This is a genomic window from Acinetobacter sp. 24-47-62 (assembly GCF_056779765.1).
Map to the genome: position 1 here is coordinate 13,275 of NZ_JBWYIN010000019.1, position 14,373 is coordinate 27,647.

The 14,373-nt window shown below is 39.4% G+C and carries 15 protein-coding genes; 7 read left to right on the top strand and 8 right to left on the bottom strand.

The features are described 5' to 3' along the window. Positions 1-200: 200 nt before the first annotated feature. The gene (gene rpsI / locus AC1M87_RS13670) at positions 201-587 is read right to left on the bottom strand and encodes a 30S ribosomal protein S9 (protein ID WP_035270019.1); all 387 of its coding nucleotides are present in this window, start codon (positions 585-587) and stop codon (positions 201-203) included. Positions 588-599: 12 nt separating this feature from the next. Further along, positions 600-1,028: a 50S ribosomal protein L13 gene (gene rplM / locus AC1M87_RS13675; RefSeq protein ID WP_035270016.1), complete on the bottom strand. Its 429-nt coding sequence runs from the start codon at positions 1,026-1,028 to the stop codon at positions 600-602. 211 nt (positions 1,029-1,239) lie between these two features. Between rplM and AC1M87_RS13680 the strand changes: the two genes are divergently transcribed. The 4 genes from AC1M87_RS13680 (at position 1,240) to AC1M87_RS13695 (ending at position 4,443) form a co-directional block, all read left to right on the top strand. Further along, positions 1,240-1,662 (top strand): hypothetical protein, encoded by a 423-nt coding sequence (locus AC1M87_RS13680; protein WP_481594005.1) that lies wholly within the window; start codon positions 1,240-1,242, stop codon positions 1,660-1,662. 117 nt (positions 1,663-1,779) lie between these two features. Continuing rightward, positions 1,780-2,748, top strand: a complete 969-nt coding sequence (gene pdxA / locus AC1M87_RS13685) for a 4-hydroxythreonine-4-phosphate dehydrogenase PdxA (protein WP_481590903.1) — start codon at positions 1,780-1,782, stop codon at positions 2,746-2,748. A 30-nt stretch (positions 2,749-2,778) separates the two neighbouring features. Then, the gene (gene rsmA / locus AC1M87_RS13690; protein WP_035270009.1) at positions 2,779-3,591 is read left to right on the top strand and encodes a 16S rRNA (adenine(1518)-N(6)/adenine(1519)-N(6))-dimethyltransferase RsmA; all 813 of its coding nucleotides are present in this window, start codon (positions 2,779-2,781) and stop codon (positions 3,589-3,591) included. After that, positions 3,592-4,443 (top strand): symmetrical bis(5'-nucleosyl)-tetraphosphatase, encoded by an 852-nt coding sequence (locus AC1M87_RS13695; RefSeq protein ID WP_481594006.1) that lies wholly within the window; start codon positions 3,592-3,594, stop codon positions 4,441-4,443. It begins immediately after the preceding gene. A 75-nt stretch (positions 4,444-4,518) separates the two neighbouring features. On the opposite strand, the gene AC1M87_RS13700 is transcribed toward AC1M87_RS13695, so the two are convergent. Genes AC1M87_RS13700 through hflX form a run of 3 tightly spaced genes read right to left on the bottom strand, consistent with a single transcriptional unit; the run spans position 4,519 to position 6,951 of the window. After that, the gene (locus tag AC1M87_RS13700; protein WP_035270007.1) at positions 4,519-5,196 is read right to left on the bottom strand and encodes an LrgB family protein; all 678 of its coding nucleotides are present in this window, start codon (positions 5,194-5,196) and stop codon (positions 4,519-4,521) included. A 9-nt stretch (positions 5,197-5,205) separates the two neighbouring features. Continuing rightward, the gene (locus AC1M87_RS13705; RefSeq protein WP_092768555.1) at positions 5,206-5,577 is read right to left on the bottom strand and encodes a hypothetical protein; all 372 of its coding nucleotides are present in this window, start codon (positions 5,575-5,577) and stop codon (positions 5,206-5,208) included. A 42-nt stretch (positions 5,578-5,619) separates the two neighbouring features. Continuing rightward, positions 5,620-6,951, bottom strand: coding sequence for a ribosome rescue GTPase HflX (gene hflX, locus AC1M87_RS13710; protein ID WP_481594007.1), 1,332 nt, complete (start codon positions 6,949-6,951; stop codon positions 5,620-5,622). A 378-nt stretch (positions 6,952-7,329) separates the two neighbouring features. Here hflX and AC1M87_RS13715 point away from each other — a divergent pair, with 378 nt between their 5' ends. Beyond that, positions 7,330-8,151, top strand: coding sequence for a lysophospholipid acyltransferase family protein (locus AC1M87_RS13715; RefSeq protein WP_481594008.1), 822 nt, complete (start codon positions 7,330-7,332; stop codon positions 8,149-8,151). Positions 8,152-8,163: 12 nt separating this feature from the next. Here the strand turns inward: AC1M87_RS13715 and AC1M87_RS13720 are convergent, their stop codons facing one another. After that, positions 8,164-9,726 carry a phospholipase D family protein gene (locus AC1M87_RS13720; protein WP_481594027.1) on the bottom strand — a complete coding sequence of 521 codons (1,563 nt, stop codon included), beginning with the start codon at positions 9,724-9,726 and terminating at the stop codon, positions 8,164-8,166. A gap of 171 nt (positions 9,727-9,897) precedes the next feature. Between AC1M87_RS13720 and AC1M87_RS13725 the strand changes: the two genes are divergently transcribed. Continuing rightward, positions 9,898-10,908, top strand: a complete 1,011-nt coding sequence (locus AC1M87_RS13725; protein WP_481594009.1) for a metallophosphoesterase — start codon at positions 9,898-9,900, stop codon at positions 10,906-10,908. A gap of 40 nt (positions 10,909-10,948) precedes the next feature. Here the strand turns inward: AC1M87_RS13725 and AC1M87_RS13730 are convergent, their stop codons facing one another. Continuing rightward, complete coding sequence (locus tag AC1M87_RS13730) at positions 10,949-12,259, bottom strand: MFS transporter (RefSeq protein ID WP_035267948.1); 1,311 nt, start codon at positions 12,257-12,259, stop codon at positions 10,949-10,951. 141 nt (positions 12,260-12,400) lie between these two features. Continuing rightward, a complete protein-coding gene (gene trhA / locus AC1M87_RS13735) occupies positions 12,401-13,039 on the bottom strand; it encodes a PAQR family membrane homeostasis protein TrhA (protein ID WP_481587998.1) in 639 nt (212 codons plus the stop codon). A 103-nt stretch (positions 13,040-13,142) separates the two neighbouring features. Between trhA and AC1M87_RS13740 the strand changes: the two genes are divergently transcribed. Beyond that, entirely contained in the window at positions 13,143-14,354 is a 1,212-nt protein-coding gene (locus AC1M87_RS13740; protein ID WP_481594010.1) for a class I SAM-dependent methyltransferase, read from the top strand. The last annotated feature ends 19 nt before the right edge of the window (positions 14,355-14,373 follow it).

A 14,373-nucleotide genomic window follows, 5' to 3' on the forward strand; every position in this document is an offset into this window, starting at 1 on the left:
GGGATAGATGATTAAGCATATGTTTGTTTAAGTCAGTCAAAATAGAGCAATAAAAACTAGCATCTTTTTATTGATATCAGAGTTTAATATTCATTTTAAAGTATCGTGTACGACTGATTTTCATGAGTAAGGGAAAATATAAAGATGAAAAAAAACCTTGGCATAAGCCAAGGTTTTTTTGTCCGAATTCGGAAAACGAATTAACGTTTAGAGAATTGTGGACGTTTACGAGCTTTACGTAAACCAAGTTTCTTACGTTCAACTTCACGAGCATCACGAGTAACGAAACCAGCTTGACGAAGAGCAGGTTTTAAAGTTTCGTCAGCAGCGATCAATGCACGAGTAATACCGTGACGGATTGCGCCAGCTTGACCACCGATACCACCACCAGCAACAGTGATGTAAAGGTCATATTTCTCAGTAGCATCTAAAAGCTCAAGTGGTTGACGTACAACCATACGAGCAGTTTCACGACCGAAGTATTGTTCTAAAGAACGGTTGTTAATAACGAGTTTACCAGTACCAGCAGATAGGAAAACACGTGCAGTTGCGGTCTTACGGCGACCTGTACCATAGTTAGTAGCCATGTGCTGTATCCCTTAGATGTCCAAAACTTGTGGCTGTTGAGCTGTGTGAGGATGCTCAGCACCAGCATACACTTTCATTTTCTTGATCATAGCATAACCAAGAGGACCTTTTGGCAACATGCCTTTTACAGCGCGTTGGAAGATTTCTTCTGGCTTGTGAGCAACTAATTTTTCAAAGTTAGTTTCACGGATACCACCAGGGAAACCAGTGTGGCGATAGTATTTCTTATCAAGTGACTTATTACCAGTTACTTGAACTTGCTCAGCATTGATAATTACGATGTAATCACCAGTGTCAACGTGAGGAGTATAAGAAGTTTTGTGCTTACCGCGTAAACGACGTGCGATTTCAGTCGCAAGACGACCTAAAGTTTTGCCAGAAGCATCAACAACGTACCAGTCGTGTTGAACTTCAGCTGGCTTAGCGCTGAGAGTTTTCATTAACCACTACCTATTATAGTTGGTTTGGACGGTGGAATCTGTCCAAACAAAAAGGAGAGCGAATTCTAGCGGAAAAACACTAGAACCACAATCAAAATATTAAGATTTCGAGGAGCATATTCTATTTAATTTAGATTGAAAAGTATAGCGGTTTATTTAATCAATTTCTTTTAGAATGAGGAAATAATCATAATAATAGCTCGGAGTTTTGATGAGTTCATTAAATAATAATGATCGTTTCTCTCCTCCTGTTCATCATTCAGATTTATCTTCACGCCATGATCAAATCAAAGTGAGCAAGGTGACGAAATTTTTGACCGGATTTTTATTCATTTTTCTCGGAATATATTTAGCGTTAGGCATTGTGTTTGGCACTATTTATGGAATCGATGTTTTAAGTGTCATTCTTATATATTCAATGTATGCACATTTTATGATTTTCCCTTGGTTTATTTATTCAATCGGTGGCTTTGGTTTCTTGTGCATTAAAGACTCAGCGTTTTATTCAGTGCGTTCAACGATTGGACGGATTCTTTTGTTAGGTTTGTTCCTCGTTATCGTGATTGTATGTGTATCCGAGATGGCTCATGCAATTGGTCTATTAGATGCAAGATTTCGTATGGATTGGCGCTAAAAGACTCAAAAGAACGATTAAAAAATCAGAGGGCTAAGATTTTACCATTTTGGGATTGTTGAACATCGCACATTCGATCTGTATTAAAATAATAAAAATCCTTGAATGATGATCGTTATGCTTCCTTTGTATGTCACCAGCGGTGAGCCTGCTGGAATTGGTCCTGATATCTGTTTAAGCCTTGCGCAACGTCTGGATGAGCGTCCACTCGTCGTGCTTGCTGATATACAAATGCTCAAGCAACGTGCAGAAATACTTCATCTTGAAGTTGAAGTGATTGAGTATCAAGGGCAACAAACATCGTCAAAAGTGGGTCAGCTTTATGTGGAACATATTCCTTTAAATGAAAGAGTAGTACTGGGTGAGTTAAATGCTCAAAATGCGAGTTATGTCTTAGAGCAACTCCGCCGTTCTGCAGATTATGCGATGTCAGGTAAAAGCGTTGGCGTGGCGACAGCACCTGTACAAAAGTCAGTGATTAATGAGGCAGGTATTCATTTCAGTGGTCACACTGAGTTTTACCAAGAGTTTGCTGGTGTGTTACGCGTGGTCATGATGCTGGCAACCAAAACCTTACGTGTTGCACTTGCAACCACGCACTTACCCCTTCGTGCGGTTGCGGATGCGATTACAGCTGAGCGCTTGCATCAGGTCATCGACATTCTGATTCATGATTTAAAATCAAAATTTAAAATCGAATCTCCCAAAATTTTGGTGTGCGGTTTAAATCCTCATGCAGGTGAAGATGGTTATTTAGGAGTGGAGGAGATCGAAGTGATTAATCCTGTACTTGAACGCTATCGTGCGCAAGGGATAGACATGAGTTTATGTCTGCCTGCAGATACCTTATTTACACCAGAAAATTTAAAAGATGCCGATGCAGTTTTAGCCATGTATCACGATCAGGGATTACCTGTGTTAAAATCGCAAGGATTTGGTGAAGCCATTAATATTACTTTGGGCTTGCCGTTTATTCGCACCTCTGTCGATCATGGCACAGCACTCTCCCTCGCAGGTACTGGACTTGCGAAAAGCTCGAGCTTACATGTGGCTGTGGACTTAGCGCTCGATTTAGCGCGTCAGTGATCTTGTCTTAATTACACGTTGGAAATCTTTATGTATCAGATTAATGCCTTAAACCCGAAAGATGAAGGGCATCACACGCGTAAGCGTTTTGGTCAAAACTTCTTACATGACCAACGTGTCATTGCCAAAATTGTGCGTTCGGTGAACCCGCGTACTGGTGACAATATTGTTGAAATTGGTCCAGGTCTTGCTGCTTTAACATCGCCTTTAATTGGTGAATGTGATGCTTTGACTGTCATTGAGTTAGACCGTGATTTAGCAGCTGGATTACCGGGTCGTGTACCGCATCCTGAACGTTTAACTATTGTGGAAACTGATGCTTTACGCTACGACTTCACTGAATTGTTTGATGGTCGTCCGTTGCGTGTTGTCGGTAACTTACCTTATAACATTTCTACACCTTTGTTATTTCATCTCTTAGAGTTTGGTGACAAAGTCAAAGACATGCACTTCATGTTGCAAAAAGAAGTGGTCGATCGTATTACGGCATCACCAAATACCAAAGAATATGGTCGTTTATCAGTCATGATTCAGTACTACTGTAAACCGACATTCTTGTTTGAAGTGCCACCAGGTTCGTTCAACCCACCACCCAAAGTAACTTCTGCGGTATTTCGCTTAGAGCCGTATGATGTAAAGCCAATAGTGGCGAAGAATGAAAAAGCCTTGGCACGTTTAGTCTCCCATGTATTTACACAACGCCGTAAGACACTTCGCAACAGTTTAAAAGGCATGTTGCAAGAGGAAGGATTTGAAAAAGCTGGTGTTGATCCAATGGCGCGTCCAGAAACATTAACACTTGCTCAATTTGTTGCACTTGCAGATCAAATGGTAGATGCATAAATGGCTGGTGAAAACATTCGATATAATTACGTGATTGGTGATGTTCAGGGCTGTTTTGAAGCTTTGAAAATGTTACTCAAGGAAATCAAATTTGATCCTGATCAGGATTTTTTATGGTTTGCGGGTGATTTAGTCGCACGTGGTGAAAACTCGATTGGCGCTTTACGTTTTATCAAGAAACTGGTCGATCGAGGCGTTGCTGCGACAGTCTTGGGTAATCATGATTTGACCTTGTTAGCGGGCGCAAGGGGCATTAAAGATATTAAAGAGAAAGACAATACTCGTGATGTGATTGATGCGATTGACAGTGATGATTTAATCGACTGGTTACGCAAACAACCCTTATGTTTATGTCCAAATGAAAATATTGTCATTACACATGCGGGTATTCCACATATTTGGACAGTAGAGCAAGTGAAACAGTTTGCTCAAGAGGTTGAAACGGTTATTGCGCATGATGATTTTGATGTTCTGGATGCATTTTTGAAAGAAATGTATGGTAAAGAACCTACATTATGGTCAGATGATTTAACAGGATATGAGCGCTTACGATGTATCGTGAATTATCTAACCCGTATGCGTTTGACTGATCCAGAGGGTCGACTTGAATTTAGTTTTAAAGACGCTTTAGATGAGCCGATGCCAGCTGGCTATCAGCCATGGTTTGAATATGAGTCAAAAGCTGCTCAAACTCATCAAGTCATTTTTGGACATTGGGCTGCCTTACAGGGCAAAACAATATCTGCGCATATTCAGAATGTTGACGGTGGTTGTGTCTGGGGCAATCAATTAATGGCGTATCGTCTTGAAGATCAGCAAATGTTTGCTGTTGATAATCCTATGTTTGCATAGAATCTACTTTTGGTCGTTTTCGTCTAATAAAAAAGCCACTCATCAGTGGCTTTTTTATTTTCAGTTGTGGGTATATCAAGAGGTCGCTTTTAAAAAGTGAATAAAAGTAGGGAGCCAAACGGCTGTAAACGTTGCATTTACCGCCATACCAAATGCAGCATAACGACCAGCTACACTGCCTCGTTGCCAAGCTTGAGCTGTCCCAATCGCATGGGCTGCTAAACCGAGTGCTAAGCCTGAGGCACGCTCATCATTAATATGACGTAGTATGAGTGGTGAAAAAGCTGCGCCAATCACACCAGATAAAATAACGATTAAAATTGCTAAGCTAATTGGTGCATGGAGTAAGGTCGCAATATTAATTGCGATTGGTGTTGTCACTGCACGTGTAGCGAAAGCCATAATGGTCGAATCTGCCATATGCAGTAGATACGCTAAGCCCATAGGCAATGCGACAGCACTGACACTAGCAAACACTAATATTCCTAAAATGCCTTTTAGTGGTAAATCGTCATAACGCATCGCTGCAAGTGGGATCGCGAGAGCCACTGTGACGTATCCTAATAAATGATCAAAAATCGGATTGACATCTTTCATGTAGTGATCATAAGGAATACCAATAATCAGTAAGATGACGATCACAAAGAACATCCCGAATACAATGACAGGAATCTGTGGTACGACACGGTTACAGGGTTTTGAAATTAAATAGGCGAATAACGTAATAGCAAAGCCGATTAAAATTGCGAGCATATTTCTCTCCTATAACCAGCGTTTTGCCATTTTGGCGTAAACCCAAAGTGGAATAAGTGTACTTAACGTGAGTACGAGTAAAAAAAGAGGAATTTCTTTACCCATATGAACCAACATAACCAATGCCCCAGCACTAATTGGTAAAAATGCAAAAGCACTTTCTTTCATGATTTTATTATTTACATCGACAACTCTGGTTGGAAGAGTGCCAAATCTACGCCAAGCAAACAGTACAAGTAGTAAGGAAAGCAACCCGACAAGATTGCCCAGTTCGGGATGATTCAATTGAGTCATAAGCCAAACTGAACCTTCTCGGAAGCCAATAATAAGCACTATGGTGCCAATCCATGCTGGCCAATCTATCGTTTTCATCCACTGCATCATGATTATACTTTTAACATTATTTATCACGTTTTAACTGATTTATGATTTGATTTCAAACTCTTCTAAAGGTCTTTTAAATTGTTGCGCCTTATTACCAAGAATTTGATCAATTGGTAAATGTGCTTGTTTTATAAGTTGCTCTAATTTATGTGGCGCAATTTGAATATTTAAAATCAAATGACCTAGATCATCATAATGTTCAGACTGAATCACATTTAATTCATACAGTTGATTGCGTAATTTGCCATATTCAGGTTTGAGTGTGAGTTCAAATTGATGTATTTGCCCCATTAAACATTCTTGAACCGCTTGTTGCAGTAAATCTAAACCTTGACTTGAGTGTGCTGAAACATAGACTCGATCGGGCAAATTGGGAGAAGCATAAATGATTTTAGGCTCTTCACCCGTTTGATCAATTTTATTGTATACGCGTAATATTGGCACCTGAGCCCCAATTTCTTTCAGGACTTTTTCAACAGCATCAATTTGCTCAAGCTTTTCTGGACTATTTGAATCGATAACATGCAAAAGCAAAGTCGCCTCAAGTGTTTCTTCAAGGGTTGCTTTGAATGACTCTACTAAGGAGTGTGCAAGATTGCGAACGAATCCCACTGTGTCAGCCAAGACCAATGTTCCAATGCCATCCCAATTTAATCTTCTTAAAGTTGGGTCAAGAGTTGCGAACAATTGATCTGCTGCATACACATCACTTTCAGCAAGAATATTAAATAGGGTGGATTTTCCTGCGTTGGTATAACCGACAAGAGACACTGTTGGAATAGACGCTTTTTGACGCGCTGCACGACCTTGAATTCGTGTCTGGCGGACTTTTTCAAGTTTGTCTTTGAGCTGGGTTATGCGGAGGCGGAGTAAACGACGGTCTGTTTCTAATTGTGTTTCACCTGGACCACGTAGACCAATACCACCTTTTTGACCATCTAAGCCCATGCGACCACCCACTAAACGTGAAGCGAGATGGTCTAACTGAGCCAATTCAACTTGTAGTTTACCTTCATGTGTTCGTGCGCGTTGTGCAAAAATATCTAAGATAAGGCGAGTACGATCGATGACACGACATTGAATAACACGCTCGAGATTACGTTCTTGAGATGGTGTGAGGGAATGATCGAAAATGACAATATCAGCTTCTACCGCTGCAACAAATTCGGCGATTTCTTCAGCTTTACCCGAACCAATAAAAAATTTAGGATCCGGTTTAATACGTTGAGCTTGTATATGTTCAAGAATCTCTGCACCAGCAGATTTGGCCAATAAACGAAATTCTTCTTGATCAAGATCTTCTAATATTTGGACATTAACACTCACCAAGACCGCACGTTCATTTGCTTGATTTTGTCCAGTAACTTCCACTCAGCTAATACTCCACATCAAAACTCTAGTGTAGAGGAAATTGAACAATTGAGGGAAATAGATTTAAATTAACCTAAAGCGGTTTTGAACATAAGTATAAACGCCAGCATAAATAAAAAGACGCCACCGACAATTGATGCCAATGAGAAGAGTGCCGACCAGATGGGAATGACTTGATTTGATGGTGATTGAGTTGGAGTTTGCATAATTTTTAAATCTATAAATTCGATTTAAAAATTATATTTTATTGGGTATTTGAATTGAAATTGAATTTTCAAATCTATGTATACGGTTTTTATAATCAATGCATCTCTGGTGAGCTCAGTATAGAATGGAGCTATAGTGGATAACGCCTGTTATTATTTAGTGAAATAATTTATGACAACATTAACGCCTAAAAAACTCAATTTATTTTCAAAAACAGCGCTATATAGCCAAAAAATCATCTCAGGTACTGCTGCTGTCACTGAAGGGTTTTATTTAATTTTTAGGCATCAAATGTATAAAAATCCGAATAATCCAAACAATACTCGCTATGTACAACATTTTTGCCGTCGCTTATGCAAAGTTTTTAATATCGATTTACAAGTGCATGGCAACATTCCTCGTGAACCCGCATTATGGGTGAGCAATCATATCTCTTGGTTAGATATTCCTGTATTGGGTTCGAGTGCGCGTGTATTTTTCTTAGCAAAAGCAGAAATTGAAAATTGGCCGATTTTTGGGAAACTTGCCAAAGGGGGTGGAACACTGTTCATTAAACGAGGTTCAGGAGATTCGGTCCGTATTAAAGAGCAAATCACGGAATTTTTGAAGCAAAATATCCCTGTCTTATTTTTTCCAGAAGCAACCACGACTGATGGAACCAAAGTCAAAAAAGTGCATGGAAGACTTTTAGCTGCAGCTATTGAGGCTCAAAAACCAGTGCAAGTTTGTTTAATCTGTTATGTCAATCAAGAGGGGGAGTTAGATCAGGTTGCTCCCTTTATTGGAAATATTGGATTTACCGCGCATCTCAAAGCGGTATTGGAAATGCCTCAAGTCGTTGCACATTTAACAGCTTTGCCCACGATTGATGTTACTGGGCATACAGTAGAAAGCTTAACGAGAGAAGTGCAACTCAGAATGCAGGAAGGATTGGAAGCATTACATCAAAAAGTACTCAAAGCTAAATCAGTAGAAGTAAAGCAGGGATCATGATGATCCCTGCTTTTACATGAATCCTTCGATTGGCAACCACGAGATAACTTTCAAGCTTGCTTTTTGCCACCATTTCATTTTTGGTTCTTTGGTATAGATTTTAATACCTTCAGGTGTCGCTTGTTTCCAATTAATATTATTTTGTGAATCTAGAACTAATTTATAGGCATATTTTTTTAGGTTCTGATCCATGGTTTTATGGACAGCTTGCGCTAGGGGTTGGCTGTTTAAAATGACGCCAATTTCAGTATTTAGATTGGCTGAACGTGGATCAAAATTAAATGATCCGATAAATACTTGCTTGTCATCCAAAGCCATCATTTTTGCATGTAGGCTTGAGCGACTCAGCCCTTTAAGGCTCACTTTGGATTGCTTAGAAATTTCAATATTATTTTTATTTTGGAATTCTTCTGGCAAAGCAGGGAGGAACTCATATAACTCTACGCCGTTTTGCAGTAAATCCTGACGATATTTCGCATAAAATGCATGTACAAGCGCAACATCATTGGCTTTAAAAGAGTTGGTCAGTACGCGAACTTTAACGCCATCTTGTGCGATCGCACTTAAGCGTTGCTCACCCTTGCGTTCAGGAACGAAGTAAGCGGAAATGATATCGACACTTTTTTCTGGTTTCTCTAAGCGTTCAACCAGTTGAAAGTTGAGATGTTCCTCTTTCTTTGCTTTCGCTTTGATTTTTTCAGGAGAATCTTTGATGACTTCTGCTTTCACCCAATCCAGCTTAATTTCTTGATTGAGCCAACGATCAAAATCATGAGATTCACGAGTAATTTCAACATAACTACGTACAGCACCATCATCAAAGTGCTCTTGCAGTTGCTGTTTTAAACCTTCATAGCGCAATGTATATTGTTGATGATTGACAATATTTTTAACTGGATAGGCATATTCATGATTCCAGTACTCATCAAATGAGTGTGTAATATCACTTACTGCATGACCGACAAGCATGACATCAACATCTGAAAATTGATATCGGTCACTGACATTGTAGTATTGATTACTCATATTTCGGCCGCCAATCAGGGTAATTTGATTGTCAGCTGTAAACGTTTTGTTGTGCATCCGTCGATTGATACGTTTCAGATCCAAAATCATATCAACGGGTCTAAGGCGTCGGAATTTATAAGGATTGAATAACTTTACGTCAATGTTTTGATGTTGATCCAGCGCGAGATAAATACTTTCCATCGGCTTAGCGTTGTTGTCATCCATTAACAATCTGACTTTTACACCACGATCAGCAGCTTGAATGATTTTATAAAGAGCCAATGCACCTACACGGTCGTTATCCCAAATGTAATATTGAAGGTCGAGTGTTTTCTCAGCTTTCTCAATTAATTGAAAACGTGCAGCTATCGCTTCGATTGGATCATATAAAACATGAAAACCTGTTAATTCAGGATTCTTAATTTTCAATGGTTCGACAATTTGTGCCAATGAGGTGTCATGAGTGTCGATGTCGTACGCATATTGAGGTGCAATAGCTTGTTGAGTAGGTAAAGTTGAGCATGCAGGTAAAGCAAGAACCAAACATGAACTCATGATGAAGCGCATTTTAAAAGATGTTTTCTTTTGGCGATTCAATTGTTGAGATTGATTCTTTTCCATGTGATTTGCTTGCATAATCTATTCTTTGAACTCAGTGTGCTAAAGTATAAAGAGCACCATTTAAAAGATAAATGAACCACTCAGATTATTCGTCTGATTTAATGAAAGAGATTGAATATGTGGACAACAAATAACATCCTTGCTGCGTTCTATATTATTTTCTCGCTCTTCGCTATTTGGGGAGTCACGCAAGCATGGATGAGCCAATCTCGAACTGAAACCATACATCCATTTAAAGCCTTTGTTCATCTCTTGGCATTTTATCTTTCTTATTTACTTGTTCCGTTGTGGTTTTTTAGTATTTTTGCTACTTGGCAAGGTATATTTTCATTGCATGAAGGTGTGTTTATTTTCTTGTTGAGCAGTATATTGATTTATGCACGTTTCATTGAGCCACATCGTGTAGTAGTGAATAACCTGAGTTACAAGTTAAGTTCAACGCAACCCTTTAAACGTCCGATTAAAGTGGCATTAATTGCAGACCTACATATTGGATTGTTTTCTGGGCATGAAAGACAACTGAAAATTATCGTAAATAAGATTAATCAAGTTCAACCAGATTTAGTGGTTGTGGCAGGAGATTGGACCTACGAACCAGAAAATAAGCTGGCAGAAGAGCTCCGAGTATTGAGAGAAATCCAAGCGCCTGTCTATTCTGTGAATGGTAATCATGATGAGCAATATCCAGGTCCACCAATTCAGGCATTATTAAAAGATGCGCTAGCTTCAAATCAGGTGATGGATATTGAAGGTAAGATTGTTGAGTTTGATGAGTTTAGATTGATTGGTGTGGGGGATTTGTGGGCAGGTAAGGCTGACATGCGGGATATGCCTGATTTACCACAAGATAAGCCGTGGTTAATTCTGTCACATAATCCGGATACGGTGGATATGGTGCCAAAATTGCCAACTCATCCGTTGATGTTGTCAGGGCATACACATGGGGGACAAGTGGAGCTTCCGTGGTTGACAGATTACATCATGAAAAAAGTGTCTATCTTGGGTCATAAACGTGGTTTATATAAGCATGAACATGCCAATGTTTATGTGTCCGTAGGTACTGGCATGGTAGGTGTCCCATTCAGATTCAGAGTACCACCGATGATTGATATCATTGAACTCAGCTAATAAAAAAACCGGCTTAAGCCGGTTTTTTTAGATGAAAACATCAAATTTGATTATTCACATCATCATGTTTCGTTTCGCGAATCATCAGGAAAGCAATCAGTGAAAGGATTGATGCAGCCGTCAAATAATAGCCTACTGCAGACAAACCATATTCAGTTGCCAATTTCGTTGCAATCAAAGGTGCGAAAGATGCACCAAAAATACCAGCAAGGTTAAATGTTAACGCCGAACCAGTATAACGCACCGATGTCGGGAAGATTTCTGAAAGTACCGTACCGATTGGACCATAGGTTAAGCCCATAATCGCAAGACCAATACATAAGAATAAGAACACAATCAGTGTGCTTCCTGACTCCAACATGTCCGCAAAGAAAATACCAAAAATAGCAGAAATTACACACACCGCGATCGAAGTGGTTTTACGACCGAACTTTTCCGCAAAAATTGCAGAAAGGGGAATAAATGCTGCAAAACAAAGCGTTGCAACCAACTGAAGTTGTAGGAACTCTTCACGAGAGTAACCTAATTGTTTTGTACCCCATTGCAATGCAAATACAGTGGTTAAGTAAAAAACTACGAAAGTACAAATGGCTGCAATCGTTCCGAGTACAAGCATTTTTGAATGCTTTTTAAAAACTTGTACAAAAGGGACATTCACTTCTTTTTGTTTATCAAGCACGTTTTGGAATGCTGGCGTTTCATGCAACTTTAAGCGAATCCACAAGCCTACAATCACCAATAAGGCACTTGAAATAAATGGAATACGCCATCCCCATGACATGAATGCTTCTTCACTCATGAATGCCCCAAGCGTAAGGAAAGAGCCTGTGGCAAGGATGAAGCCGATAGGTGCACCAAGTTGAGGGAACATACCGTACCAAGCACGTTTGCCTTCTGGCGCATTTTCAGTTGCGAGTAGAACTGCACCTGACCATTCGCCACCTAAACCTAAGCCCTGACCTAATCGGCACAAAGCTAAAAGTAAGGGTGCCACAATGCCAATTTGCGCATAGGTTGGAAGTAAACCAATCGCAACGGTAGAAAGTCCCATGGTTAGCAAGGCTGCCACTAAGGTTGCTTTACGACCGATTCGATCTCCCAAATGACCGAATAGTGCGGCGCCGATAGGACGTGCGATGAATGCGATTGCAAAAGTTGCTAATGATTGAATCGTTGCTGTCATAGGATCTGTACTTGTTGGAAAGAACAAGTAGGGGAAAATAATGACTGCAGCTGTTGCGTAAATATAAAAATCGAAGAACTCGATGGTTGTACCAACGAGACTTGCAGTTAATACCCGAGTTTTAGAGTTTGCGGGTTGAGCTTGTTGTGATGCTGTATTAGACGCCATGAGAGACCTTACACTTACTAAAAATAAAAAACTTAGATTTAATAGCGTAATCTTTTTAAAAAAGGCGTAATTTCTTAAAAAAATACGAAATACCAACTCGCTCTACGGTGTTAGGGTTGCTAGACGATGTAGTTAAAGTGGTTATAGCACGTAAAGATAAATAGACAAGAAATGTGATCCTGCACCTATCAATACAAAAATATGCCAGATAGCGTGAGTGTATCTTACCTTTTTTAAAGCATAAAACAATGCGCCTATGGTGTAAGCAAGGCCACCAATTATAAGTAAGCTTAAACTTTGATCAGATAAATATGTACGCATATCATCGATCACAAGTAATGCTAACCATCCCATTGCAAGATAGGCAAAAAGCGATATTTTTTGAAAATGGTGAATAAATACTAATTTGAACAAAGTGCCAATCGCCGCAATTACCCAAAGCGCAATTAATAAATAGTGAGCTTTTTGCGTTGGTAAAGCTATAGATAGAAAAGGAGTGTATGTTCCTGCGATGAGATAATAAATAGCCGTGTGGTCCAATTTTTTAAACCAACCCCGACGGTCAGGTGTTTCCGCAAAATGATAAAGACTAGACGCCGTAAAGAGTAGAACTAAACTAAGTCCATAGACCCAAAGCCCGATCCATTGTGCCAAAGGATAAGCAGTACCTTTTATAATCAATAAAATGGCACCGATGACGGCCAAGACAGCACCAATGGCATGACTGATGAAATTAATTTTTTCTTCTAATGGATCATACGAAGCAGGAGATGCTTTCATTGTTCACTTACACATTTAATTATACATCTGTATCGTAATTGAATTTTGCTTTTCGCGTAAGACGCATTAAAATTTAATAGCATTTCTTTTTTTGGCACTGTTTATGACCGTTTCGGCATCTTCCACCCCGCAAGAGCAACAATTTCTTGAAGCATTTCATCAAGCATTAGCTTCTCAGCGTTTTGATCGTATGATTCTGAGTCAATATCAGGGCGAGATAGAAGCTTTAGAGAAGATGACTTTACGCATGATTCGATTACAAGATGAATGGATGCTGAATGTTCTGTATCGCTTTAAAACTCAAGATGTGACCAAAAATTTTCCAATTGATGAAGCTGATCCGTTGGTGAGTAAATTGGTCAGTGAATGCAAACAAGCCAATCTTTTTACATTGGACAGCGAGTTACAGCTCAAGAAAAATAAGAAAAAAGCCATCTTAACTCAAAGTAAAAAGGCTTCAGTCTCCAAGATCATTGAAAAATCACATGACCGTCAAAAACACCGGTTTGTTGAGCAAGAAAGTTATTTTCTTCAACCGTTGGGTATTACGGATCAAAAAGAACAAATTATTCCAAGCATGGCGCGTAAGTGGAAACAGATTAATAAATTTGTTGAGATTTGCTCAGGCGCATTAAACCAAATTCAAGTTGATCAGCAGCTCAACGTTGTCGATTTTGGCTCAGGTAAAGGTTATCTCACCTTTGCACTGTATGATTACTTACAAAAAAATGATTACAATCCTTATGTTACAGGTGTGGAACTGAATGAGAAAATGGTTCAATTCTGTCAAGATGTTGCCCGTAAATCAGATTTTAAGCATTTAGATTTTTTCCAAGGAGATGTACGAACTTACTCGCCTGAAAAACTCGATGTCATGATTGCGTTGCATGCCTGTGATGTAGCAACTGATTTTGCGATTCATACCGGTATTCGATTGAATGCGCAAATGATTATGTGCGCGCCGTGCTGCCACAAAGAGTTGAGACCTCAAATGCAAAGTCCCTCTGTATTAAAACCAATGTTGCAGTTTGGTATTCATGAGGGGCAACAAGCTGAAATGCTGACAGATACAATTCGAGCGCTATTGTTAAAAGCCTATGGTTACGAGACTAAAGTTTTTGAATTTGTGGCTTTGGAACATACCAGCAAAAATAAAATGATTTTAGCCACCAAGCGCAAAGATTTGAACGCACCAGATCAGCAAGTGTTAGGTCAAATCATTGCATTAAAAAATATGTATGGTATTCAAAAGCACTCATTAGAGTTGCTTCTAAAAGGTGAGTGGGAGCAACAAAATATTGGTGAAAAGTGCTAACACCCCTTTGGGAATTAAC

Bases quoted from the DNA above. Each gene is read 5' to 3' on its own strand.
- rpsI (WP_035270019.1), bottom strand. From the start codon at position 587: ATGGCTACTAACTATGGTACAGGTCGCCGTAAGACCGCAACTGCACGT.
- rplM (WP_035270016.1), bottom strand. From the start codon at position 1,028: ATGAAAACTCTCAGCGCTAAGCCAGCTGAAGTTCAACACGACTGGTAC.
- AC1M87_RS13680 (WP_481594005.1), top strand. From the start codon at position 1,240: ATGAGTTCATTAAATAATAATGATCGTTTCTCTCCTCCTGTTCATCAT.
- pdxA (WP_481590903.1), top strand. From the start codon at position 1,780: ATGCTTCCTTTGTATGTCACCAGCGGTGAGCCTGCTGGAATTGGTCCT.
- rsmA (WP_035270009.1), top strand. From the start codon at position 2,779: ATGTATCAGATTAATGCCTTAAACCCGAAAGATGAAGGGCATCACACG.
- AC1M87_RS13695 (WP_481594006.1), top strand. From the start codon at position 3,592: ATGGCTGGTGAAAACATTCGATATAATTACGTGATTGGTGATGTTCAG.
- AC1M87_RS13700 (WP_035270007.1), bottom strand. From the start codon at position 5,196: ATGCTCGCAATTTTAATCGGCTTTGCTATTACGTTATTCGCCTATTTA.
- AC1M87_RS13705 (WP_092768555.1), bottom strand. From the start codon at position 5,577: ATGCAGTGGATGAAAACGATAGATTGGCCAGCATGGATTGGCACCATA.
- AC1M87_RS13715 (WP_481594008.1), top strand. From the start codon at position 7,330: ATGACAACATTAACGCCTAAAAAACTCAATTTATTTTCAAAAACAGCG.
- AC1M87_RS13720 (WP_481594027.1), bottom strand. From the start codon at position 9,726: ATGCGCTTCATCATGAGTTCATGTTTGGTTCTTGCTTTACCTGCATGC.
- AC1M87_RS13725 (WP_481594009.1), top strand. From the start codon at position 9,898: ATGTGGACAACAAATAACATCCTTGCTGCGTTCTATATTATTTTCTCG.
- AC1M87_RS13730 (WP_035267948.1), bottom strand. From the start codon at position 12,259: ATGGCGTCTAATACAGCATCACAACAAGCTCAACCCGCAAACTCTAAA.
- trhA (WP_481587998.1), bottom strand. From the start codon at position 13,039: ATGAAAGCATCTCCTGCTTCGTATGATCCATTAGAAGAAAAAATTAAT.
- AC1M87_RS13740 (WP_481594010.1), top strand. From the start codon at position 13,143: ATGACCGTTTCGGCATCTTCCACCCCGCAAGAGCAACAATTTCTTGAA.